Source organism: Tautonia plasticadhaerens (assembly GCF_007752535.1).
Taxonomy (GTDB): domain Bacteria; phylum Planctomycetota; class Planctomycetia; order Isosphaerales; family Isosphaeraceae; genus Tautonia; species Tautonia plasticadhaerens.
Map to the genome: position 1 here is coordinate 5,968,733 of NZ_CP036426.1, position 23,655 is coordinate 5,992,387.

The window sequence follows — 23,655 nt, forward strand, 5'->3', positions numbered from 1 at the left end:
CCGTCCCAGACGAGCCGAAGCTACGAGAGGCGGATTCATGAACAGCATCGTCCTGCGTGCGGGCGAGGGCCGGACGGTCTGGGTCGTCGGCGACCGCTACACCATCAAGGCCGGCGGCGAGGAGACGGGCGGAGCCTTCGCCCTGGTCGAGGCCATCTTCCCTCCCGGCGGCGGACCGCCGCCGCACATCCACCGCCGGGAGGACGAGGCGTTCTACGTCCTGGAGGGCGAGCTGGCCTTCCACGTCGATGGGCGAGACATCGCCGCCGGGGCCGGCTCCTGGGTCACGCTCGCCAAGGGCAGCCTGCATCACTTCAAGAACGTCGGCGACCGGCCCGCACGGATGCTCATCGTCGTGACGCCCGCCGGGCTGGAGCGATACTTCCTGGAGGTGGGTCGGGCGGCGAGCGACGAGGACGGCGATGCGGTCGCTCCCACGCCCGAGGACATCGAGAAGCTCGTGGCGGTCGCCCCGCAGTACGGCATCGAGATCCGGGTGCCCGAGCCGGCCTGATCCCCGTGGTGATCATCGCCTCATTCGCCGGAGGACCGACCATGGCCGAGCCCTCACTCCGAGACCCGTTCATGCAGGCGGCGATCGACGAGGCGAAGGCCGGGCTCGCCGAGGGTGGCATCCCCATCGGCTCGGTCCTGGTCATCGACGGCCAGGTCGTCGGCAGGGGCCACAACCGCCGGGTGCAGCGGGGCAGCGCCATCCTCCACGCCGAGATGGACGCCATCGAGGCCGCCGGGCGGCTCAAGGCGAGCGGCTACCGGCGGGCCACCCTACACTCGACGCTCAGCCCGTGCGACATGTGCTCGGGCACGGCCTTGCTCTACAAGATCCCGAGGATCATCATCGGCGAGAATAGGACGTTCCGGGGGCCGGAGGACTACCTGCGGTCACGGGGCGTCGTCCTGGAGGTGCTCGACCACCAGGAATGCGTCCGGCTGATGGAGGAGTTCATCCGGGCCAGGCCCGACCTCTGGGATGAGGACATCGGCGAGTAGAAGGGCAGTCTGGTGTCCGCCTCACGTCTGACGGATACGATCGCTCGGGCATGTCCGCAAGCTCAAGTTTGCCTGAATGCCCAGATGGAGAGAACGAGCGAGGAGCTGACGGGCTGGCCGGACTTGACGATGACGAAGTAATCGAGTGTTCGGGTGACGAAGAGGACTGCATGATGGGCGACTTCTTCGGGAAGAAGCGGGACTGGTCCAGGTACAAGGACTTCATCCTCGGCTACTACCTCGAACCCTACGTCCCCAAGGTCAACACCCTGAAGAGGCCCATCCTGGTCGTCGATTGCTTCGCCGGGCGGGGGGAGTTCGGCGACGGGCAGCCCGGCTCGCCGGTCATCATCGGCTCGACCATCGAGAAATGGCGGGCCAAGGGCGTCCCGATCCGGGGCCTGTTCATCGAGGCCGACCCCGAGAACTATCGCTACCTCGTCGCCGTGCTCGACCGATACGGTGAGCATGCCGAGCCCCGGACCGGCACCTTCGACGAGCACCTCCCCGAGATCGCCGCCCTGGCCCGCAACCACACCGTCTTCCTCTACGTCGATCCCTACAGCGTCCGGGGCCTGGTCTTCGACCGCATGAAGGCGGTCTACGACCAGATCCGCTCGTCGAGTTCCAGCGTCGAGGTGCTGCTGAACTTCAACTCGGCCACGTTCATGCGGTGGGCGCTGGCGGCCTTGCAGCGGCACCAGGACATCCCCGCCGAGACGGCCGACGAGCCGCTCGACCAGCTCGAAGACGCCTCGGCCGGCCCCGTCGAGCTGGCCACGCTCGACGCCATCGCCGGGGGCGATTACTGGAGGGCCATCGCCCTCGACCCGGACCTCGACTTCCCGCAGAAACTCGGCCGCCTCACCTCGGAGTACATGGGCCGGATGCTGCCGTCGTTCCGGTACGTCGCCAGCTGCGCCATCAAGGCGAAGTATCACCACCGAGTCCCGAAGTATCACCTGATCTATGCGACCCGCCACGAGGACGGCCTGGAGTTGATCAACGACGCCATGTGCAAGGCCCGGCGTGAGTTCCTCGGGGCCGAGTTCACGGAGGGGACGCTCTTCGACCTCACCCCCGATGAGGAGGTGCCGGACCTCTCCGAGCTGCGGAAGGGCCTCCTCGCCCTGGTCCCCGAGGACGGTCGCCTCTCCCGAAAGGCCCTCCGGCTCAGGGGCCTCCTCGCCCACTTCGGGCGGCACGAAATCAAGGACCACAACGCTGCGATCGGCGACCTGCTCAAATCCGGCAGGCTTCACAGCGACACCGGCAAGGCCCGCATCAACGACAACGTGCTCCTGGCCAGGGCGCCGTTCATCCCACCGAGGCCCTGACCGTCGCCGAGGCGGGGAGCCGGCGGACCCGCAGGCCGGCGGGCCACTCGTCCCAGTCGCCCGCATGGCCGTCGGCGAACTTCAGCCGCCGCCCGCCCTCGACGACGTGCGAGCCCAGCTGCTTCAGAAAGTACGGCACGCCCCGCTCGCCGCATCGATCGATCAGGGACTCGGCCCAGGCGATGTTGAATGGCCGGGCGCTGCGGCCCGACTCGCCGCCCTGGATCACCCAGTCGATCCGGGGCAGCCAGGCCGACAGGTCGATGGCCTCCACCTGCGGCTCGACGGAGAGGAACCGGACCGTCCGCTCGTCGCCGACCCGGACGAGGTGCCGGATGCGGCACGTGGTTGCCTGCGACGTGACGCTGGTGCCCGCCCACAGGTTCTCGGGCCACTCGATCGCTTGATCGTCGAGCCAGCCCGAGAACTTCGCCATCCGGTCGGGCCGCTTGGTCAGCCAGAGCCAGCGGTGCCGACGGCCCCGCTCGCCGATCACATTCGGGATGATCTCGTCCCGCAGGAAATCGAAGGGCACCGCCGCCGAGAGCGAGTCGCTCATGTCCGAGACGAAGATCAGCCGGGGCATCCCGTCGAGCCAGGGCTTGTCGGCCCTCCGCTTCCCCGCCAGGTCCGACCAGCCGCACGCCTCGGCGACCCGGCCGGGGAAGGGGGTGACTTCCTCGAACCGGGGCGCATAGCCGGGCGTGACGCCGCCGAAGCGGACGTGGAGCGTGCCGGCGTAGCAGGTCTTCCGCTGCGCCCCCCAGATCTCGCAGCCGTCGCAACCCATCGTCGGGTTGACGGTCGAGTCGCACCACTGGATCTTGGTCTTGCTGCTCATGAGTCGGATGGCCCCTTGTCAGTGTACATTTTGCCAGAACGTCCACGGCTTGTCCATCTTGCCGTGGTCGTCCGGGGAACCCATTCACGCCACGTCGGACCGCCTCTCGGGGAGGGCGTCGTACCGAGCCCTCCAGGGCGGGGACAGGCGACCGAGGAGGGCTTGGAACTCGGCCTCGGATCGCTTGGTGACCATGGTCCAGACCTTGAGCACCATGGAACGGGAGGGTTTCCTGAAGCCCTCGGCGTCCTCGATCAGCTCGTGGACATAGGCAGTCTCCGGGTCCGGGGCCTGCTCCTCGGCCGAAGCGGCGGTCCGCTTGTCCGGGAGGGCCTGATATTGCCGCTGCATCTCCTCGGGCAATTCCTTCAGGCGGTCGTAGAACGCCGTCTTCTTCTTCTCGCTGAACGCCATCCAGCCTTCCACCACCGCTTCCTTGCTCACTCCGGCCTCGGCCGCTTCCTCGATGAGGTCCACGATCCGGTCCTGCTCCAGGTGCTTGCGGTCCTCTCGGTTGATCGCCGGGGCGGGCGAGAAGTGATCCTGCAAGCTCGAAACGACGAGATGCCTCCAGTGGAGCTTGACCTCGCCCCGTTTCCACTGGATGTAGTCGCTGATGGCGTGCTTCAGGAGCCGGAGGTCGAGCTGCTGCTGGGAGTGCTCGCACTCCGAGATGATGAATTCGCAGATCTCTTGCCGCTCCTCCAGATCGACCTCGTAGCAATCGACCACCTCGGCCAGGTGCCGCAGCATCGCCACCAGCTCGCTCGTGGTGGGGCGGAAGTGGTACGTGCGAATCCGGCCCTGGAGCGCCCGGAGCACCGGCATGTTCGCCAGCCGGACGTTGTTCGTGATGACGACCGAGCCGGTGAACTGGCATCGCTCACGGCCCTTGGACTTGACGTTGGAGATCGTCCTGACGTTCCTCCCCGTCTCGGGGTCGATGCGCCCGTCGCCGCAGAGGTGCAGGAGGATCTGCTGCGACAGCCGGTCCTGCACCAGCATCGGGTCGTCGTCGATGAAGAGGATGTGGTCGGGGAAGTCCCTCGCCAGCTCGTACAGGCCGACCGGGGTGCATTTGCCCTCCAGCTTGCGGTAGCTGCGGATGCCCCGATCCTGGGCCTCTTCCAGCGTCCTCTCGATGCTGAAGGTCTTCCCGACCCCCGTCTCGCCCCAGACGTAGTTCCGCTGGCGTGAGACCCGCCGCCAGTACCGCTTCCACCCGTGGGTGGCCGCTGAGGGCCTGGAATCCGTCCTGCCCGATCTGGCCTCCATGAACCACCCCTCCGGCGTGGTCACGACCTGGAGGGCGGCACTGGAGGGGGGCCAACGGGCGTGCAGGGTGGTTGCAGGACACCCGCTCAACATCTACTGCTCGGCGAACCCCAGATCCCGCCACGGCGGGTCGTCCCGGAATGATGTCCGGCTGGCCCGCTGCCTGTTCTCGGACCTGGAGCACATCGGCGTGGAGGCCGCCGTGGAATCGGCCCTCGGTGCCGGTCTGCCGCCCCCCACGATGACGGTGGGTTCCGGGCACGGGGTCCACCTGTATTGGAGGCTCCTTGAACCGATCATCGACCTGTCCCTGTGGACGGTGATCCAGAAGCTGCTCATCCGGGCCTTGGGCTCCGACCCCGGCATCCACGACCCGGCCAGGGTCATGCGACTGCCTGGGTTCATGAATGTCAACGGTGACCCGGCCCCGGCGACGATCGCCGAGGCCGATCCCTCCCGGCGGTACGAGCTGGACGAGATCCTGTCGGCCTTGCCGCCCCTGGGACCGTCCCCGGAGCTTCCCGGCCCGGCGAGGTCGGCGTCCCCGGCCGCAAAGACGTTTCCTTTATTCGGTGAAGAACACCAGACGAATCTCCAGGCCCGGATGACGGCCTATCTGGAGGAAGTAGAGCCCCCCTCCGACGGCGAGCGAAACATACGACTCTTCGGCCAGGCCGCCCGGCTCGTGGAGAAATACGACCCCGAGGAGGACGATCTCCTGGCCGCCATCGGGATGCTCAACGCCCGCACCGCCGAACCGCTGGATGACAGCGAGGTCGATCGAGTCGTCCGCAACGCCTACCGTCACGTCCACGCCAAGGGGATGCCTCGGGGGACGCTGCTCAACGTCGTCCACGAGCCATACCAAGAGCCGGAGGGGGAGATCTTCTCTCTCGCCCGGCTCAGGGAGTCACTCGCCGAGGCCCGGCTTGAGGGCCTCGGGAAGCCCGGCTCCGTCTTCTACGACGGCTCGATGACCGGCGTGGGCAAGTCAACGGCGGACCGGGCTGCGATGCTCGAAGCGGGCAAGAGCCTGACCGTCCTGCCCACCCACCACGCCTGCGAGGAGCTGGCCCAGGCACTCGCCGGGGCCGGGCTGGACGCCGCCTCCTACCCGCCCATCGACGCATCGACCTGCCGGAAGTTCGAGTCTGATGGCGGCTCCGGGGAAGCCCGTATGGCACTGGACGCCGGCCTGAACGTCGGCGAGGCCGTCTGCCCGGATTGCCCGCACCAGCGGTCCTGCGAGTACCAGCGGCGACGGGAACGGGCACGAAACGCCGCCCACGCCGTCGCCACCCACGCTCGGGCCTCCAGCGGCGGGTTCTCCATCGCCGAGGGCAGGCCCGTCGTCTTCATCCACGAAGACCCGCTGGCCCTGCTGCGTCCCATGGTCAAGGTGACGGCCAGGCCCGTCGGCCCGCAGGCGTCCCACGTGGATCACCTGCGTCAGGTGGTCCGGCTCGCCAGGGCCGCCGTGGAGGTCTCCGAGCAGTTGGGCGACGTGCAAAAGGTGGTATTTACCCGCCACCTGGCCCGGTCCGCTCAGGGACTCGTCGTGGAGCTGGAAGATCAAGCCGTCGTCGAACACTTCCGAGCCGCCGAGCGGGACGGGGCGAAGTCGGAATTGCCGAGGGTGAGGGCGATCCCAAGCAAGGAGCCGATCCGGCGACCGGAACGCTGCGACTACCTGCTCTACCGTGCCATGCGAGCCTCGGGCATCGACCCGGACAGGGACGCCCTGCGCCTGGCCCTGGCCCACGCCTGCGGGGAGCTGGCCCACCTCTGCGTGGTCGTCGAGGACACGTACACGAAGGCGAAGGACGGGGAGACCGGCGGCAGGCGGGATTACCACAAGGCGCTGGTCGGCGTGTGGAAGGTCGATCCGCCCGAGGGGGCCGTCGCCTGGTTCGAGGACGCCACCGGCGACCGGGCGCTCCTGGAGGAGATGCTCGGGCGGCCCGTCCAGGACCGCACCCCCGCCGGGAGGCCGGAATATCGAGTCCCGCCCGTGCAGTACACGTCGGCGGACGTGACCCAGAAGACCTCGGAGAACGTCGTCCGGGGCCTCGTCCGGGGCCTCATCGCCGGGCATCCCGACGCCCGGAAGGTCGGCGTGATCACGCACCGGGGCCACCTGGCGGCGCTGGAATCGCTGGAGCCGTCCTGGTCGAGTCGCATCGCCCGCAAGGAGTACTTCCGCTCGGGGAAGGACCGGGCCAGCAATTCATGGATGGACTGCGACCTGATCCTGGTCCTCGGCACTCCCCGTGTGCCCCCCGCAGCCGTGCGGGACTGGCTTGTTCGCACCGGGCGGATCGACGCAGCCGGCAAGGACGGGGGCTGGGGAAATCGCCGCTGGGAGGGGAAGGCGGCGGAGGGGTCGCTGATCCGGGTCGATGGGCACGGCTACGCCGACCCGTCGTGGCGATCGATGAACAACTCGTTGGTGAGGGCGTCCCTGCTCCAGGCGGTAGGTCGGGGGCGAGGCGTCACCGAACAGGGCGTCCCCGTCGTGGTCGTCAGCGACGAGAACCTGGGCCTGCCCCTCTCGGCGATCCCCGTCCCGGAGATCAAGGACTCCGAGGCCCGTACCTTCTCGGCCTTCCGGGAGCTAACGGCAATAAACGCTAAATATGATATTGTAGGAGAAATTGCCGTTACGGCCGCCGAGCTTGCTCGACACCTGGGTGATGTCAAGGAACGGCAGGTACGCAATCACCTCACCCATCTCACCCAACTGGGTCTGCTCGCCAAGAAGGGGGAACGGGGCGGTTGGACGCTGGCACGGTGACCGAGGCGGTCCTGGACCGAGCCCCTCGGGCCTCTTTCGCCGCACTTCGCCCCGACGCACCGGGGCCTTGATCACCCGATGCTTGCGGCATTCCCAGTCTCGCAAGACGATCAGGGCCACCGGGCCAACTCGCTATCCCGATCGCCATCCACAGCCTTGGAGCGGATGGTGAGTGAGGCATCGAGGTCATAGCGGTTATCAACGGGCGGATCGATCCGGCTTTCCGACTTTCCGGCGATTATCAACCGATTGGCGACGAGCCCCGGTTGATAACGATGGCTGAAAGGCGGGCCGGGTGCTGATGCGGCCCCCGGCCCGCCCCGTGCTCACGCCCCGACGAGCCACGAATCCATGCGGCGTCGGTACTCGGCCTGGGCGTCCCGCATCCGCCGCAGGGCCAGATGATAATAGGGCTCGTGGACCTCGAACCCGAGGTGGCGGCGGTGGTTCAGCAGGGCCATCTTGCACGTCGTCGCCGCCCCGCAGAAGGGGTCGAGGATGAGTTCGCCGGGGCGGGACCAGGAGACGATGTGCTCCAGGGCCATCTTCTCGGGCATGAGCGCCGGGTGGCCCTTGAGGGCGTAGTGGTCCTTCGTGGAGACGTTGCGGCCCACGGCGTAGCTCCATACAGCCCCCCGGACGCCGAAGGCTGGGACTGTCTTCGCTCCACCTGCCTTCTCCAGGAAGCCGTCAGTCCGCCGCTTGGTGAAGGCTTGAGTTTTGCCTGCGTGGCGATTCGGTCGGTCCCGGAGGAGTTGTAGGGTCTTCGGCTTACCCTTGGAGAGGATGATGGCGTATTCGAGGGGATGGCCGTAGCGGTTCCTCCCCGGCCAACGGCAGCCGATCCGATCCATCACCATCGTGTGATGGAGCCGGAACCCGACCTCCTGGAAGTAGAGCCGCTGTCGGGAGCTGTCGCCCGTCTCCCCCTTGCCTCGGGGGGCCTGCTCCCGGACGACCCAGACGACCACGCCGCCCGGCTTGGTCAGCCGGAACAGCTCCTCGGCGACGGCCCGGAACTTGGTGAAGTCGAAAGCCTGCCCCCCGTAGGTGCGGATCTCGCCGTAGGGCGGCGAGGTCAGGGTCATGTCGATGCAGCCGTCGGGCAGCCGCCGCATCCCATCGACGCAATCGCAGCGGATGATCCGGTCGAGGTACTTCGGTGCCGTCTTCTTCACGATTGGTTCTCCAGGTTGATGGTGTCGGGCAGGTTGATAATGGCGGAGCTTCCACGCCCCTCGGGGGCCAGTCCCCCGAGGGCTTCACGGCCACGACTTGCAGCTCGGCTCAGGCCCCGAGCAGGTCGGTGTCCAGGCGGCGTCGGTACTCGGCGTGGGCGTCCCGCATCCGCCGCAGGGCGATCTGGTGGTACTGCGGGTTGATCTCGAAGCCGAGGTAGCGGCGGTGATTGAGGAGGGCCATCTTGCAGGTGGTCGCCGCACCGCAGAACGGGTCAAACAAGAGGTCGCCCGGATTGGACCAGGACAGGATGTGGTCCTCGGCCATCCGCTCGGGCATGAGGGCCGGGTGGTCGAAGGCGTAGCGGTCCCTCGTGGTCGTCCGGCCCCCCGCCGGGTAGGTCCAGACCGCCGAACGGACGCCGAGGGCCGAGATCGGCCTGCCCTTCACCGACGGCAGCGGGCGCTCCCGCTGGGCCAGCGGCCGGGGGGCATCCGTGTAGACCAGGCCCGCCTGACGGTTGGGCTTGTCCCGGAGCAGGTTGACGGTCCGGGGCCTGCCCTTGGACAGGATGAAGGCGTACTCCAGCGAGTCGCCGTACCGGACCCTGGCGGGCCACCGGCTGCCGGACCGGGCCATGATCATCGTGTGATAGACCTTGAAGCCGACCTCCCGGAAGAAGAGCTTCTGCCGGGCGCTGGTGCAGCTCTCGCTGTGATCCCCGATGCCGTCGGCGACGACCCAGGCGACGACACCGCCGGGCATCGTGATGCGGTGCAGCTCCTGGGCGACGGACCGGAAGGTCTCGTCGTCGAATGTGTGTCCGCCGTAGGCCCGGACGTGATCGTAGGGCGGGCTGGTGACGGTCAGCGGGATGCAGTCGCCGGGCAGCGTCCGCATGCCTTCCACGCAGTTGCCCAGGACGATTCGGTCGATCAGGCTCAGGTCGCTCTCGTTCATGGATAGCCTCGTTTCATTCGGTGAAGACGAACCCTCTACGTCTCCTCGGAGTCCATCTCCGAGGGGCCTCACTGCGACGACGGGGTGACCGGCTCAGGCCCCGGCGAGCCAGGCGTCGAGCCGCCTGCGGTACTCGGCGTGGGCGTCCCGCATCCGCCGCACGGCGAGCCGGTAGTACGGGCGGTGGGCCTCGAATCCGAGGTAATGCCGGTGGTTCAGCAGCGCCATCTTGGCGGTTGTGCCGCTGCCCAGGAACGGGTCGAGGATGAGGTCACCGGGCCGGGACCATGAGACGATGTGGTCCGTCGCCATCGCCTCGGGCATCAGGGCCGGGTGCTCGAAGGCGTACCGATCACGGGTCGTGCCCCCGAAGCCGGCCAGGTACTCCCAGACCGGCCCCTTGAGGCCCATGGCTGGGACCGTCTTGAACCGGGGCGACATCCGCTGCCCACCATCCCGACGCCTCGCTCGGTACTGGTAGAGCTTGCCGGCGTGCTTGTTCGGCCTGTCCCGGAGCAGGTGGACCGACCGGGGGCGTCCCTTCGAGAGCACGAAGGCGTACTCGACCTTCCCGTAGTGGTTGACGCCGAACCAGCGGCCTCCCGTGCGGGCCATGACGAGGATGTCGTGGAGGCGGAAGCCGATCTCCTGGAAGTGGAGGGCCTGGCGGAAGCTCGTCCCCGTGTGGCCTCCCCTGATCTCGTCGGCGACGACCCAGACGACGACACCGCCGGGCATCGTGACCCGCCACAGCTCTCGGGCGACCCGCCCGAACGTCTCGTGGTCGAACCGGTGCCCGCCGTACACCCGGTGGCCGTCGTAGGGCGGGCTGGTGAGCGTCATGGGGACGCAGCCGTCCGGCAGCATCTCCATCCCGGAGACCGCATCGACGCAGCAGATCCGGTCGGTAAACTCCCCGCCCTCCACGATGGCGGCGCCGGGCGGGGCCTCCGGCACGTTGGTGGCAACTCCCGACACGTCGGACTCGAACATGACTCCACCTCCAGGTTGAGTGACGAAGATCCCGACCGAGGCACCCAGCACGCCCGACGGCCTCGCCAATACGACGTATGTCATAGGGCTGGTGGCACGGCGAGCTGACCGCCGCCCCCCGACCGTCGGGGGGAGGAGTCGCTCGGAGGAGCTGCCGGGTCAGGCGGCCTCGGCCACCGGGGCGACATCGCCCTTGATCCGCAGGAGCGTGGCCATGGCCCGGTCGATCAGGGCGTGGGCCTCGTCGCCCAGGTCGCCGCCCCGGATGTCCCGCTCCAGGGTCTCCAGCCGCCGAGCGATGATCAGGAGCGTCTCTGTCGCCGGGGGCGTGGTCGGGTCGGCCTGGGGCTCCTCCACCTCCCCGTCCTGGCCCGCCTCGGACAACTCCGGGCCGGGGGCCGTGGCGGACTCCTTGCCGTCCTGATCGGAAGCCAGCCGGAGGTCGAGCGACTGCGGGGGCGTGTCCTCGGTGGAGGCCGGGCTGCCCGACAAGGGGGCCGTGCCGACCGCCTCGGGGGCCTCGCCGCCCCCGGCATGGCCCTGCTGCGGCTGCACCTGCTTTGGCTTGGTGATGCCGTACTTCTTGAGGGCCTGGGTGCGGGTCAGCCCGGCGACCGCCTCCTCGCCCTCGGCCTCTTCGTAGAGGCGGATCGCCTGCCAGGCCGAGGTGATCGAAATGCCGTTGTCCCTCTGCCAGCGGGTCCAGGCCCGATTGCCCTTGCCCTTGAGCTTCTTGCGGGCGCACCAGAGCGCCCGACCGGCCCGGTAGAAGGTGACCGTGGAGCGTCGGGCCAGGCCCACCGCCTCGGCCTGGAGCTGGCGGGAGTCGCCGATCTCCTTGCTGGCGATGGCCGCCAGCTCCTCCAGGGTCATCCCTTCCAGGGCCGCCAGCCCCGAATCTTCACGATCCGAAGAAATCCTTCCGTCGATCGCCCGCCCCTCGCACTCACGCCCGTGCCCACCAGTACTGGAGTTGTTCACCATCGCCCTACCTCCGGGATTCGAGCCCGTCGTGGGGTCACTCGCCCCGCCGACGGTCGTGCCCGGTGGTGTCATCCCCTCTCGGTGAGCTGTGGTCCCAGTCGTGATCCCCTCGCATCCCGTCCCGCTGTCGTCGCTGCTCATGTTGCGAACCATCGTCCGTCCCTCCAAGGTTCGAGCCCGTCGTGGGGTCACTCGCCCCGCCGACGGTCGTGCCCGGTGGTGTCATCCCCTCTCGGTGAGCTGTGGTCCCAGTCGTGATCCCCTCGCATCCCGTCCCGCTGTCGTCGCTGCTCATGTTGCGAACCATCGTCCGTCCCTCCAAGGTTCGAGCCCGTCGTGGGGTCGTTCGCCCCGTCCGACGGTCTAACCCGGTGGTGTCAATGCTCATTGGCGAGTCGTGATCCGAGTTGCGATCTTGCAGCTCTCGATCGTGAAGGCGGGCCGTGCCCATTCTTCACTCGGTGAAGAATCGGCATCATGTCGCCCCCGGTGTCACGCCACGCTCGTCGCCACTGGCGGGGTGTGGCACCAGCACGCCCGGTCCCGCTTGCACATTTGCGGAGTTGCAAAGTGCAAAACTGCAACGCCTACCCGCCGGAACGATCGAGGTCTCGCTTGCGACGGTAGAGCGAATCGGGGCTGCTCCCCACAAGCCGATTCCACTCTGCATCCCGCTGGGCCTTGTCGTCGGGGAACCGCTCGAACAGCTCTTGGGCGACCTTTCGCTCCCTGGCGAGCCGGGCGGCCCGCCCTTCGTGCCTGGGCCGGTCCTCGCCCACGAGCCTCTTCAGGCTCGACCGCACCAAGTCCTGCCAGGTCCGGTTCGCCTTGCCATGGAGGTCCAGGCGGTAGTCCTGCCACGCCTTGTTCATGGCCCGCAGGTCGAGCCGGTGGTCGCAGGCACGGGTCTCGGCGATGACGAACTCGGCGACTTCGAGGCATTCTCCCGGCGACACGTCCTCGAAGCCCTTGAGGGCCTGCGACCTCATGAAGGCGGCGATCATCTCGTCGCTCGGCTCGTGCTCCAGCCGGGCGACCCGGCTGGCCACGGCGTCGGCCAGCGGGTCACGACCCAGCGGCAGGTTGCTGATGGCGATGACGCCTCCGCTGAACTCGAACGACTTGCGCTCGTCCCTGGTCGTGTAGGTGACGGTGCGGCCCTGGCCCGGCCTGCCGCCGAGGGCGGCCATGAGGATCTGGAGGGCGGCGTCCTGGCCGAACAGGGTATGGATATCGTCCAGGACGACGACGTGCTCGGGGTGCTCCTCCAGGAGGCAGTAGAGCCCCATCGGGCTCATCCGGCTGTTGCGGTACGTCCACGGCGTATCGAGCCGCTCCAGCGTCTCATGCACGGTGAAGGTCTTCGACGACCCCGGCCTGCCGACGAGGTAGGCCCCGGCCTGATAGCGGTCGGCCACGCTCCGGGTGCGGTCCCGGATCAGGTCCAGCATCGCCTCGAACTCGTCGAGGCATGCCCGGTCCTCCTCGGAGAGGATCAGGGTCCGGCCTGACTGCGTGATGATCTCGCTGCTCGTCGTCGTGCTCATCGGCCCTCCTCTGTCTCTGGATTTGTCCCACCTGACGACCCGCCCGGTGGTGTCAGCCGACGTAGACCGGCTGCGATCCCAGTCGTGATGTCCCCAGGAAGGGTGGGGCGAATCGACCGCCTGAATCCCCGGCGTATCGACTGTCCGATCCGTGAGGCGGTCGCCCCCTTCACGGCCTGCCCGGTGGTGTCAGTCCCTGCCGACGGGTCGTGGTCCGAGTCGTGATCCGCCCCCTGGCCACGCCGCCGGGGGTCGATTACGATGGGTGAGTTCACGAGGCTCGTGCGAGGGGCCGTTCGATGGAGAACGAGCGGAAGTGGCGGAAGATCCGGTTCGCCAGGCACCTGAGCGGCCTGATCAAGGGCACGGGGCTGAGCCGCACCCAGTTCGCCGAGCGGGCGAAGGTGCCCTTCCCCTGGCTCCAGCGGGCCACGACCGAGGGAATCACCCGGTTGGACTGCCGGGGCCGAGAACACCTGGACAAGATCGCCCGATGGTTCGGCGTCAACGATGTGGACCGGCTCTGGGACCGGGACTTCGTGGCGCCGCCGCCCTGGAACACGAGGGAGGCCCGAGCGGGCCGGTTCGCCGAGGACTTGAGGCGGCTGGTCCTCGAACGGGGCGAGGACGCCGAGCCGGTCAGGACCGTGCTGAGGCTGATCCGGGAGGCCGGAGGGCCGCAGGACGAGGATCGACACGACGTGGAGACCGCCGCCCACGCCTGATATAGAGGCTGTCGGTCATCGGCAGGGCGGCCTCGCCGTTGAGTCGGTCGAAGGGGCTGACACCGTTGTCGAGCAGCAGGTGCTCGTCGTAGAGGTCGTTCGGCACGTCCACCGTGCGGTCCTCGTCCCCGAGGAAGCCGTTGAGCGACAGCAGGGAATCTCCCCGCTGGCCCCGAAGCCAGGCGAAGAACTCCGGGAAGTCGATCATGCCGGAGTAGTACTTGCCGTCCTCGTTGAGATACGGCGGGTCGAGGTACAGGAGGTCGCCGGGAGCCGACGAGACCTCCCGGTAGTCCCGCACGGCGAAGCGGACCGGCCTGGTCCCCAGCCTACGCCACCAGTCCGCCAGGACGGCCTCGACCGTCTCGGGGTCCATCCCCGGCCTGGCCCCGTGGAAGCCGGAGTTGAACAGGCCGTCCCGGTTGAAGCGGACCAGGCCGTTGCGGCAGGTCCGCAGGAGGAAGAAGAAGAGGTAGGGGTCGCCGGTGCGATTGAACCGGTCCCGGACCTCGTAATAGCGGGCCTTCCCCTGGGATCGGAGCGTGGCCCAGCCCTCGGCGTACTTGCGGACCAGGCCGTCAGGGTCGTCCCGGACGACCTGCCAGAGTTCGATCAGCGACACGCAGGTGTCGCCGCACTCGATGCGATCGACTTGGATGTCGCTGCCGAGCAGCTCGTAGAGGACGGCCCCGCCGCCGAGGAAAGGCTCCTGGTAGGTGGCGATCCGGCGGGGGAAGTGCTCGACGATCCGCCTGGCCTGACGCCGCTTGCCGCCCGTCCATTTGACGAGGACGTGCTGGAGGTGGGTCTTCTCGCTCGGCTCGGGATCGTCCGCTCTCCCCATGGGGAGCAACTCCGTTGGCGGGATATGAGGCGGGGCCGCTCAAATCATCCCAAGATCGTTCCTCACAGGTCCGCCGAATCGCCCCGATCCGCCGGCTGGATCTGCGTGATGACCTGCGAGCGTAGCCACGCCAGCGCCTCGAAGAAGATCTCCTCGGACGGCGTAACGTAATGTTTCTCCCCCAGCGACTTGGGCGAGTGGGCCAGGAAAAAAGGGTAGAACCGGCCGTAGTCCTTGTGCTTCTCCAGGATGTCGGCGGAAGTCTTCCTGAAAACCTTCAGCGGCTTGTCGATTCCGACCCGCTTGCGGAGGTTGCGGTACGCCTGGGCGATGAGGTCGTATCGGTCGAGGTCGCCGTCGGCCGCCGTATACTTGACCAGGGGGTTGCCGTCGTCCGAGAGCAAGACCCTCTCCCCGTGCCGGTTCCCGAACCGGGCGAGCAACTCCAGCGTCTCCGGCCACAGCTGGTAAGTGACCACCAGCCCGCCCTTTCGCCGCTTGCTCCGCCTCCTGGTGATGACGCCCCGCTCCCAGTCCACCTCCGACGGCTTCAGGTCGCTGATGTCCGACTGGTACATCCCGCAGTTCAGCATCAGCAACAGGAACAGCCTGGTCCGCTCCGAGTACCCGTCGCACCCCTCCAGGAGCCGACGCACCTCGTCATTGGTGAAGCGGGGGATCGCCTTCGGCGTGTCGTCGAAGGTGAAGTCCCGTGACCGGATGTTCCCCGGAAGTGGGATCAAGTCCAGCTCCGCCATCCGGCTGATGAAGTTCCTTGCGGCCCCGAAGAGGGACCGGGCATACGCCGCCGAGAACCGGCCCGACCCGATCTGGGCACAGAGCCATCCGTGGTAGTCCCGCAGCCTGGGGGCGGTGACCTCGGCGATGTCGGTCCCCGGCCTGATCCAGTCCCGGAAGACGGCGACGTTCCGCTCATAGGCGTCCACCCGACTCGCCGAGATCTTCCCTGCGACGTGGCGGGAGCGTTGGAGACGCACCCATGCCTCCACCTGGCCGCCGACCGTCCGCTCCGGCGGGGCGGGTTCCGGCCCGATCTCCTCCACGAGCCGGCGGAGTCGCTGCTCCCGGTATTCGGGGGCCATCTCGCCCGAGAACCCCTGACTCAGCACCAGGCTGATGACGTGGGCCGGGATGCCCTCGCCCGCCTCCAGCCGGGCGAGGGCCGTAGCGGAGGAAGGGGTTGCGGCGGCCCCCGGCGGCGGAACCGCCCCTTCCACGCTGGCTCGGTCGAGGATCTCCAGCACCTTGCGGGCGGCGTCACCCTGCTGCTCCAGGCGGCGGAGGTCGCCGATGGAGTAACGCCCGGCGATGTCCCGGATCGTGGCCGAGGCCGGATCGAGGGGCGTGGCGGTCGGCCGGGATCGGGTCTCCAACTCCGACTCCCTGGCCTGCCACCAGGCATTCGCCGCCTGGTAGCTCGCCTCCTTCGTGGGCTCGACCCCCAACTGTCGGCAGGAGACGGAGTAGTTCTTCCCCCGGTGCCACTTCATCCACCCCCGGCGGGCGGGCACCCAGGTCATGAGGTACGTGCGGGGCATGGTCACCACCCGGCTTGCGTCGGGGATGACTGTACAGGTGACCGGAAGGTTTGTAAAGGGATTTGTAAAGGAGAGGGGCGAGCAAAGGGGAGGGGCTTTACAAAAACCTCAAAAAACACCGACAAATTCGATATCAAGCGGCATTTCCAGTGCCGCACCTTCGGCCTCTCGGTCACCTCTCCGTGTCGCGAAAACCCTGATCTTACAGTGACTTGGATCAATCTTCCTTGTAAACCCAGGCGGACCTGGGAGAATTGTAAACCGGAGGTTCGCTTGAGCCCCTACTTTACAGGCACCCTGAGAAAAATTCCAGTATTTACCCCCTAGCTGCCAGTAACCATAAGTCTTTTGCATCATGCACTGATGAATGCCGAATCTTCGAGAAGCCAGAAGTCGCCGCATCGCTCGATCGCGGACTTCGATGATGAAGTGCATGTTAGTGCAACTTCGTTTCTGTAATTTCCCGGCCCAGCGGCGGGTCAGTCCGGCTCCATCGTCAGGTACCTGCGGTTCGTCTCCCACTCCTCGCTGATCTCCATGGCCACGGCACTGACGAGGCGCAGCGCCGACGCCTCGTTGGGGAACGGCCCCGCCACCCTCGTCCGCCGCTTGGGCTCCTCGTTCAGCCGCTCCAGCATGTTGATCGTCCTCAGTCGACGCCGGTGCGACGGCGGCGGGGCGAAGGCCGCCAGCCCCTCCGGCACGTTCTGCTCCAGCCACTCGGCCGGCCTCGGGGCCCTGGCCCGATGCCTCTTCACAGCGATGTCGAGTTGCCGCTCGACCTCGGCCCGATACGGGGCGTCGAAGGCCGCCCGCGGGCTCGCCACGACCTCCTCCCGCATCGAGGGCCTGGGCGCGAAGGCCATGGCGTTCTCGATCAGGTGGAACTGACACCGCTGGCGCAGCACGCCCGTCGGCCGGGCGGCCGGCGCCTCCTTCGACCCGGCGTGGTCGTCGGCGACGACGAGCTTCACGCCGTGCAGGCCCCGGCCCGCCAGCGAGGCGAGGAAGCCCCGCCAGAGCGCCTCGGCCTCCGACGGCGAGACGCTCACGCCGGGGATCGACCGCTTGCCCCGCGGGTCGATGCCGATGGCCACCAGGACCGCACAGGAGCGGGCCCTGGCCGCCGTGCCGGACTTGCTCTTAGCGGGCGTCCAGGATCAAGTAGGGTGTCTCGCCGATCGGCCGGGCCCGCCACTTCTCCAGTTCCCCGTCGAGGGCCTCGGCGGCCCGGCTGACCTGCGAGCTTGTGACCTCAAGGCCGCGGGGCTTCTCCGTGATGGCGGCGACCTCCCTGGTCGAGACGCCCTGCACGTCCATCTCGGCCACTGCCAGCTTCAGGGCCCGCTCGCTCCCGATCCCCTTCCCCAGGGCCGAGGGGTAGGACTCGACGCCTCGGGTCTGGGGGACCTCGACGGTCAGCGGTCCGATCCGGGTGTGGAACGGCGGGGTCCTGAACCCGTTGGCGTGGCCGGTGCGGTGCTCGGACCGCTGGTAGGGTGCGGCCACGAGGGCGTGGGCCCGCTCGACCATCATGACCTCGTTGAGCAGGACGGTGACGGCGGAGGCGAGGCCGTCGCAGCCGTGCTCGGCCAGCAGTTCCGCGATCTGGTCCAGGGCGGTCGTCGGCATCGGGCGGGTCATCGTCGGTCGGCCTCCTTGGTGTTGGTGGGCACCTCCCAAGGGAACCGGCGGTGGCCCGCCGCTTCGAGACCGGGCGAATTTACAGAAGAGATGATGCACTACCATGGAAAAGGACCGCGTACGTCTCAACAATTGCCGGATGTAAGCGGCCGGAACATTCCAATGTCACCGGAAGGATAGCGCCATGAGCGCCGGCGGTACGGACCAGGTCGGGGGAACACTCCCGCGTCCATACGGCGACGAGGAGCTCGGGCGGCTCTTCCCGGGCGAGAGCGAGCTCGCGCGGCGGATGCGCTCCTTCGACTGGTCGGCCTCCGACCTCGGCCCGCCCGGTCGCTGGCCGGAGAACCTGCGGACCGCCGTCAGCCTCTGCCTCACTTCCCGCTTCCCCATCCTGATCTGGTGGGGGCCGGACCTGGACGTCCTCTACAACGACGCCTACATCCCGTTCCTCGGCGGGGCCAAGCACCCGAGCAGCCTCGGGCGGCCGGGGCGGGAGGTCTGGGCCGAGATCTGGGACACCATCGAGCCGATGCTCGAGGGAGTCCTCCGCACGGGGGCGGCGACCTGGTCGGACGACTTCCTGTGCTTCATCGATCGGCACCTCCCGCGTGAGGAGGTCCACATACGCTTCACGTACGGCCCGATCCTCGCGGCCGACGGCCGCACGGTCGAGGGCGTCTTCTGCCCCTGCACCGAGATCACCGACGAGGTCGTCGGGGCCAGGAGGCTGGAGACGCTCCGCAAGCTCGGCGCCAAGTCGCCGGAGTCGCGCTCCGTCTGGGCGGCGTGCGACGAGGCGGCGCGGGTGCTCTCGGGGGACCCGCACGACATCCCGTTCGCGGCCATCTACGTCCTCGACGAGGAGGGCGACCGCGCGAGCCTGGTCGCCTCGGCCGGCCTGCCCGAGGATCATCCGCTCCCGCCCTGGGCGTCGCTGGCCGCGGGCGATGCTACCCCCTGGCCGCTCGCCGCCGTTCTCCGCACCGGGCGGGCGGAGGAGGTCCAGGACCTGCGCCGGCTCGCCGGGCCTCTCCCCGGCTCGCCCTGGCCGGAGCCACCGAGCCGTGCGGTGGTCCTGCCGATCCCCGCCCCGAATCATGGCGGACCGGCCGGCCTGCTCGTCCTGGGCATCAGCCCGCGCCGCGTGTGGGACGCCCCCTATCGGGCCTTCTTCGACCTCGTGGCCGGTCAGATCGGCACGGCGCTGGCCAACGCGGGGGCGCATGAGGCGGAGCGACGCCGGGCCGATGCGCTGGCGGAGGTCGACCGCGCGAAGACGGCGTTCTTCTCGAACGTCAGCCACGAGTTCCGCACCCCGCTGACCCTCATGCTCGGACCGGTCGAGGACGCCCTCGCCGACGCGGACGGGCCGCTGACTCCGGGCCAGCGCGAGCGGCTGGAGACGGCCCACCGCAGCGGGCTGCGGCTGCTGAAGCTGGTCAACACCCTGCTGGACTTCTCGCGGATCGAGGCGGGCCGGGCCCGGGCGTCATACGAGCCGACCGACCTGGCGGCGCTGACCGCGGATCTCGCCAGCAATTTCCGGTCGGCCTGCGAGAAGGCCGGGCTGCGGCTCGTGGTCGACTGTCCGCCCCTGCCCGAGCCGGTCCTCGTGGACCGCGACATGTGGGAGAAGGTCGTCCTGAACCTGGTCTCCAACGCCTTCAAGTTCACCCTCGAGGGGGAGATCGTCATCCGCCTCGGGCCCGTCGGCGGCGCGGTGGAGCTGTCCGTCCGCGACTCCGGGACCGGCATCCCGGCCGGGGAGCTGCCGCGCATCTTCGAGCGGTTCCACCGGGTCGACGGGGCGCGCGGCCGGACGCACGAGGGGACCGGGATCGGCCTGGCCCTCGTCCACGAGCTGATCCGGCTCCACGGCGGCTCGGTCCGGGCGGAGAGCACCCTCGGACGGGGCAGCACGTTTGTCGTGTCGGTCCCCCTGGGCAACGCCCATCTGCCCGCCGATTCGGTCGGGGCGTCCCGCCCGCCGACGGCCACCGCGGTGGGGGCGACCGCCTTCGTCGAGGAGGCGCTCCGCTGGCTGCCCGATGAGGAGGCCTCCCACGCGTCCCCGAGCACCGCCGGTGACGCACGCGGGGCGTCCCCGACGGCCCGCTCGGCCCCGAAGTCGTCGGGCCTGGGCCCCGCCCCCGAGGGAGGGGATTCGCGCCGGCCTCGGATCCTCTGGGCCGACGACAACGCGGACATGCGCGACTACGTCCGCCGGCTCCTGGAATCGCGGTACGAGGTGGAGGCCGTGCCGGACGGCGAGGCGGCCCTGGCCGCGGCCCGGGCGCGCCCGCCGGACCTGGTGCTCTCCGACGTGATGTTGCCGCGACGGGACGGCTTCGGCCTCCTGGGCGCGCTGCGGGCCGACCCCCGGACGGCCACGATCCCCGTGATCCTGCTGTCGGCGCGGGCCGGCGAGGAGTCGCGCGTGGAGGGCCTTGAGGCCGGCGCCGACGACTACCTGGTCAAGCCGTTCGGCGCGCGCGAGCTGCTGGCCAGGGTGCACGCCCACCTGGAGATGGATCGGCTCCGCCGGGAGGCGTCGCGTCGCGAGCAGGCGCTGCTGGAGGAGACCCGGGCGGCCAAGGAGCGCCTCGAGGCCGTGCTCCGGAGCATCAGCGACGGGTTCATTGCCCTCGACCGCGACTGGCTCTACGTGAGCGTCAACGATCGGGCCTGCGAGAGCATGGGGATGCGCCGGGAGGAGATCCTGGGCCGGAGGATCTGGGACCTCTACCCCGACGCCGTCGGCACGCGCTTCGGAGCCGAGCTGCGGCGTGCCGCCGCCGGGCGAGAGACCAGGGTCTTCGAGTACCACGACCCGGGGCGGGACCGCTGGTACGAGAACCGGGCGTACCCGTCGGAGGACGGCCTTTCGATCTTCTTCGCCGAGATCACCGGGCGCAGGCGGGCCGAGGCGGAGCGGGAGCGGCTCGCCCTGCTCGTCGAGAACAGCAACGACTTCATCGGCATCTGCGACCTCCGGGGGACCCCGACCTTCGCCAACCCGGCGGCCCTGCGGATGGTCGGCCTCGACAGCCTCGAGCAGGTGGAGGGCTCGGCGATCGGGGCGTTCTTCTTCCCGGAGGACCGGGCGTTCGTCATGAACGACCTCGTCCCCCGGATCATCCGGGAGGGCCAGGCGAAGGCCGAGATCCGGTTCCGCCACTTCGTGACCGGCGAGCCGATCTGGACGCTCTTCTCGGCCTTCGCCGTCTCCGACGCGAGCGGGCAATTGGTGGCGCTGGCGACCGTGAGCCGCGACGTCACCGAGGAACGCCGCGCCCGCCTGGCGCTGGCCGAGAGCGAGGCGCGGCTCGCCGCCGAGCTGGCGGTCATGAAGCGGCTCCAGGAGCTGAGCACCCGGCTGGTCAAGCACGGCGACGGGGCCGGGCTCCTGCCGGAGATCGTCGATGCCGCGATCGGCATCACGGCCGCCGACATGGGGGACGTCCAGCTCTATGACGTGACGTCCGACTCGTTGCGGATCGTGGCCAGCCGCGGATTCGGGCCCGAGGACCTCGAGGTTTTAGCGGTCATCCGCCGGGGCGAGAGCACCTGCGGCACGGCCCTCGAGCGCGGCGAGCGGGTGGTGGTCGGTGACGTCACCGCCAGCCCCATCTTCGACGGCAATCCCATCCTGGGTACGATCCTCGCGGCCGGCATCCGGGCGCTCCAGTCGACCCCCCTGATCAGCCGGTCGGGCCGGCTCGTCGGCATGCTGTCCACCCACTATCGCTCCCCGCGATCCCCCGCCGGGCGGGACCTGCACATCCTCGACCTCGCGGCCCGCCAGGCCGCCGACTGGATCGAGCGGACGCAGGCCGAGGCGGCCCTGCGGGAGAGCGAGGCCCGATTCCGCAACATGGCCGACCACGCCCCGGTGATGATCTGGGTCACGGACCCCGCGGGGGCCTGCAACTACCTGAACGAGCGGTGGTGCCATTTCACCGGCACTTCCCCGGGGCAGAGCTTCGACCTCGGCTGGCTGGACGCGGTCCACCCCGACGACCGCGAGATGGCCGGCTCGGCCTTCCGGGCCGCGAACGCGGGGAACGAGACCTTCCGCGTGGAGTACCGGCTCAGGCGACACGACGGCGCGTACCGTTGGGTCATCGACTCGGCCGCCCCCCGGTTCGCGCCGGATGGCGCGTACCTCGGGTATATCGGCTCGGTCCTCGACGTCACGGACGAGAAGCGGGCCGAGGAGGAGATCCGCCGGGCTCGCGACGAGCTGGATCTGCGGGTCCGCGAGCGGACGGCCGCGCTGTCGGAGGCGCTCGCGGCCCTCGGGCGGCAGGAGGAGGTCCGCAAGGAGCTGCTCCGGCGGGTCGTGACGGTCCAGGAGGACGAGCGGCGGAGGATCTCCCGCGAGCTGCACGACCAGATGGGCCAGCAGCTCACGGCCCTGATGCTCCGCCTGCAGCTGGCCAAGGACGCGGCGGGCGAGGACTCCCCCCTCCGGGAACCGCTCCGGTGGCTGGAGGGCCAGGCCGCCCTGATCAGCCGGGACGTCCATCGCGTGGCCCTGGAACTGCGCCCCCCCGCGCTCGACGACCTCGGCCTCCCGGAGGCGCTGGCGCAGTACGCCGACGAGTGGACGCGGCGGTCAGGGGTCGCCGCGGAGCTGAGGGTCAACGGCCTCGTCGAGGGGCGGCTGCCGCCGCTCGTCGAGACGACGATCTACCGGGCGGTCCAGGAGGCGATGACCAACGTCCTGAAGCACGCCGGGGCGACCCGCGTCTTCGTCACCCTCAACCGGCTGAAGGATTCCGCCTCGGTCATCATCGAGGACGACGGCAAGGGCTTCGACGGCGAGGGGGCGATGGAATCCGACACCCGAGCCCGGCTCGGCCTGATCGGCATGAGGGAGCGGGTGGCGTTCGCGGGGGGTACACTGGCGATCGAGTCGAGCCCGGGGGCGGGGACCAGCGTCCTGATCCGCATCCCGCTCCCGTCCCCCGAGGAGGGGCAACGATGACCAGGATACGCGTGCTCCTGGCCGAGGACCACGCCATCGTCCGCGAGGGCCTCCGGGCATTGCTCGACGCCCAGCCCGATCTGGAAGTGGTGGGCGAGGCGGCCGATGGCCGCGAGGCGATGGACGCCGTCAAGGCGCTGGGGCCCGACGTGGTGGTCATGGACATCTCGATGCCCGGCCTGAATGGGGCGCGGGCCACCGAGGCGATCCGGCGGGACTGCCCCGGGACGCGGGTTCTCGCGCTGACCATGCACGAGGACAAGGGGTATCTCCGCCAGCTCGTCCAGGCGGGCGCCTCTGGCTATCTGCTGAAGCGGGCCGCGTCGCAGGAACTCATCCACGCGCTGCGCGCGGTCGCGGCGGGCGGGACTTATCTCGATCCGGCGCTGGCGGGCGATGTCCTCGTGGGCTTTGCCGGCAAGGTTGCGGGCCGGGGCTCGAGGCGGGAGGACGAGCTGAGCGAACGTGAGGCGGAGGTGGTCCGGCTGATCGCGCGGGGCTTCAGCAACAAGGAGATTGCGGCCCAGCTCGATCTCAGCTCGAAGACGGTGGAGACCTACAAGGCCCGGTCGCTGGAGAAGCTCGGCCTCACGAGCCGGTCGGACCTGGTGAGCTACGCCGTGCAGCGGGGCTGGATGGACGTCTGAGCCGGCTGTCAGCGGGCGCCCCAGGCCGGTTTCCTGCCAATCCCGATCCCGCCCCGCCTCGTGCAACCGGTCGCCTCCGCCTGATCCCCGAGCGGAGAGCCCGGCCCGTGCCGCGCCGCCGCGGCATCCGCTGCGGGACTGAGAGGGCTGGGCGGCGGCGCGGCCGGGCGGGGCATTCGGCCGGGCTCGTGTCATCCACGGTCCTACAACATTTCTCGGAAACTGCTGACGCCCTGGGGCGGCGCGACGGCCCGCGGATCGCAGAGAACTCGGCCCTGTGTCGGACATCCCGTGTCTCGCGACCGCGGGGGATCGAGCGGGA

Annotated in this window: 16 protein-coding genes and 1 pseudogene; 7 read left to right on the top strand and 10 right to left on the bottom strand. The window is 69.1% G+C overall.

The window, feature by feature from the left end; all coding sequences use genetic code 11:
- Positions 1-37: 37 nt before the first annotated feature.
- The 3 genes from ElP_RS23940 to tcmP all read left to right on the top strand — a co-directional run bounded on the left by ElP_RS23940 (position 38) and on the right by tcmP (position 2,348).
- Positions 38-514: a cupin domain-containing protein gene (locus ElP_RS23940; protein ID WP_145274088.1), complete on the top strand. Its 477-nt coding sequence runs from the start codon at positions 38-40 to the stop codon at positions 512-514.
- Positions 515-555: 41 nt separating this feature from the next.
- Positions 556-1,011, top strand: coding sequence for a nucleoside deaminase (locus ElP_RS23945; protein WP_145274091.1), 456 nt, complete (start codon positions 556-558; stop codon positions 1,009-1,011).
- A 170-nt stretch (positions 1,012-1,181) separates the two neighbouring features.
- A complete protein-coding gene (gene tcmP, locus ElP_RS23950) occupies positions 1,182-2,348 on the top strand; it encodes a three-Cys-motif partner protein TcmP (RefSeq protein ID WP_197446324.1) in 1,167 nt (388 codons plus the stop codon).
- Here the strand turns inward: tcmP and ElP_RS23955 are convergent.
- Positions 2,329-3,189: a DUF5131 family protein gene (locus tag ElP_RS23955; RefSeq protein ID WP_145274096.1), complete on the bottom strand. Its 861-nt coding sequence runs from the start codon at positions 3,187-3,189 to the stop codon at positions 2,329-2,331. The genes tcmP and ElP_RS23955 overlap by 20 nt on opposite strands.
- A gap of 84 nt (positions 3,190-3,273) precedes the next feature.
- Entirely contained in the window at positions 3,274-4,464 is a 1,191-nt protein-coding gene (locus tag ElP_RS23960; protein WP_145274099.1) for a P-loop NTPase family protein, read from the bottom strand.
- Here ElP_RS23960 and ElP_RS23965 point away from each other — a divergent pair.
- The gene (locus ElP_RS23965) at positions 4,463-7,258 is read left to right on the top strand and encodes a primase C-terminal domain-containing protein (protein ID WP_145274102.1); all 2,796 of its coding nucleotides are present in this window, start codon (positions 4,463-4,465) and stop codon (positions 7,256-7,258) included. The genes ElP_RS23960 and ElP_RS23965 overlap by 2 nt on opposite strands.
- Before the next feature lie 326 nt (positions 7,259-7,584).
- On the opposite strand, the gene ElP_RS23970 is transcribed toward ElP_RS23965, so the two are convergent.
- The 5 genes from ElP_RS23970 to ElP_RS23990 all read right to left on the bottom strand — a co-directional run bounded on the left by ElP_RS23970 (position 7,585) and on the right by ElP_RS23990 (position 12,921).
- Positions 7,585-8,436 (bottom strand): DNA-methyltransferase, encoded by an 852-nt coding sequence (locus ElP_RS23970; protein WP_145274105.1) that lies wholly within the window; start codon positions 8,434-8,436, stop codon positions 7,585-7,587.
- 109 nt (positions 8,437-8,545) lie between these two features.
- The gene (locus ElP_RS23975) at positions 8,546-9,397 is read right to left on the bottom strand and encodes a DNA-methyltransferase (protein ID WP_145274108.1); all 852 of its coding nucleotides are present in this window, start codon (positions 9,395-9,397) and stop codon (positions 8,546-8,548) included.
- 93 nt (positions 9,398-9,490) lie between these two features.
- A complete protein-coding gene (locus ElP_RS23980; protein WP_197446325.1) occupies positions 9,491-10,390 on the bottom strand; it encodes a DNA-methyltransferase in 900 nt (299 codons plus the stop codon).
- A 159-nt stretch (positions 10,391-10,549) separates the two neighbouring features.
- Positions 10,550-11,374 carry a hypothetical protein gene (locus ElP_RS23985; RefSeq protein ID WP_145274114.1) on the bottom strand — a complete coding sequence of 275 codons (825 nt, stop codon included), beginning with the start codon at positions 11,372-11,374 and terminating at the stop codon, positions 10,550-10,552.
- A gap of 587 nt (positions 11,375-11,961) precedes the next feature.
- Positions 11,962-12,921 carry a hypothetical protein gene (locus ElP_RS23990; protein ID WP_145274117.1) on the bottom strand — a complete coding sequence of 320 codons (960 nt, stop codon included), beginning with the start codon at positions 12,919-12,921 and terminating at the stop codon, positions 11,962-11,964.
- A gap of 299 nt (positions 12,922-13,220) precedes the next feature.
- Here ElP_RS23990 and ElP_RS23995 point away from each other — a divergent pair, with 299 nt between their 5' ends.
- Entirely contained in the window at positions 13,221-13,646 is a 426-nt protein-coding gene (locus tag ElP_RS23995; protein WP_145274120.1) for a hypothetical protein, read from the top strand.
- On the opposite strand, the gene ElP_RS24000 is transcribed toward ElP_RS23995, so the two are convergent.
- From ElP_RS24000 to ElP_RS41640, 3 genes and pseudogenes are all read right to left on the bottom strand, one after another.
- Positions 13,561-14,490 (bottom strand): DNA adenine methylase, encoded by a 930-nt coding sequence (locus ElP_RS24000; protein ID WP_145274125.1) that lies wholly within the window; start codon positions 14,488-14,490, stop codon positions 13,561-13,563. The genes ElP_RS23995 and ElP_RS24000 overlap by 86 nt on opposite strands.
- A gap of 62 nt (positions 14,491-14,552) precedes the next feature.
- Complete coding sequence (locus tag ElP_RS24005; protein WP_145274128.1) at positions 14,553-16,049, bottom strand: tyrosine-type recombinase/integrase; 1,497 nt, start codon at positions 16,047-16,049, stop codon at positions 14,553-14,555.
- 479 nt (positions 16,050-16,528) lie between these two features.
- Positions 16,529-17,693 (bottom strand): annotated as a pseudogene (locus ElP_RS41640) (IS256 family transposase).
- 184 nt (positions 17,694-17,877) lie between these two features.
- Between ElP_RS41640 and ElP_RS24015 the strand changes: the two are divergent.
- Together ElP_RS24015 and ElP_RS24020 are read left to right on the top strand one after the other, a co-directional pair.
- Positions 17,878-22,686 carry a PAS domain-containing protein gene (locus tag ElP_RS24015; protein ID WP_145274131.1) on the top strand — a complete coding sequence of 1,603 codons (4,809 nt, stop codon included), beginning with the start codon at positions 17,878-17,880 and terminating at the stop codon, positions 22,684-22,686.
- Positions 22,683-23,333: a response regulator transcription factor gene (locus ElP_RS24020; protein ID WP_145274134.1), complete on the top strand. Its 651-nt coding sequence runs from the start codon at positions 22,683-22,685 to the stop codon at positions 23,331-23,333. Before ElP_RS24015 ends, ElP_RS24020 begins: the two co-directional genes overlap by 4 nt.
- Positions 23,334-23,655: the final 322 nt, after the last annotated feature.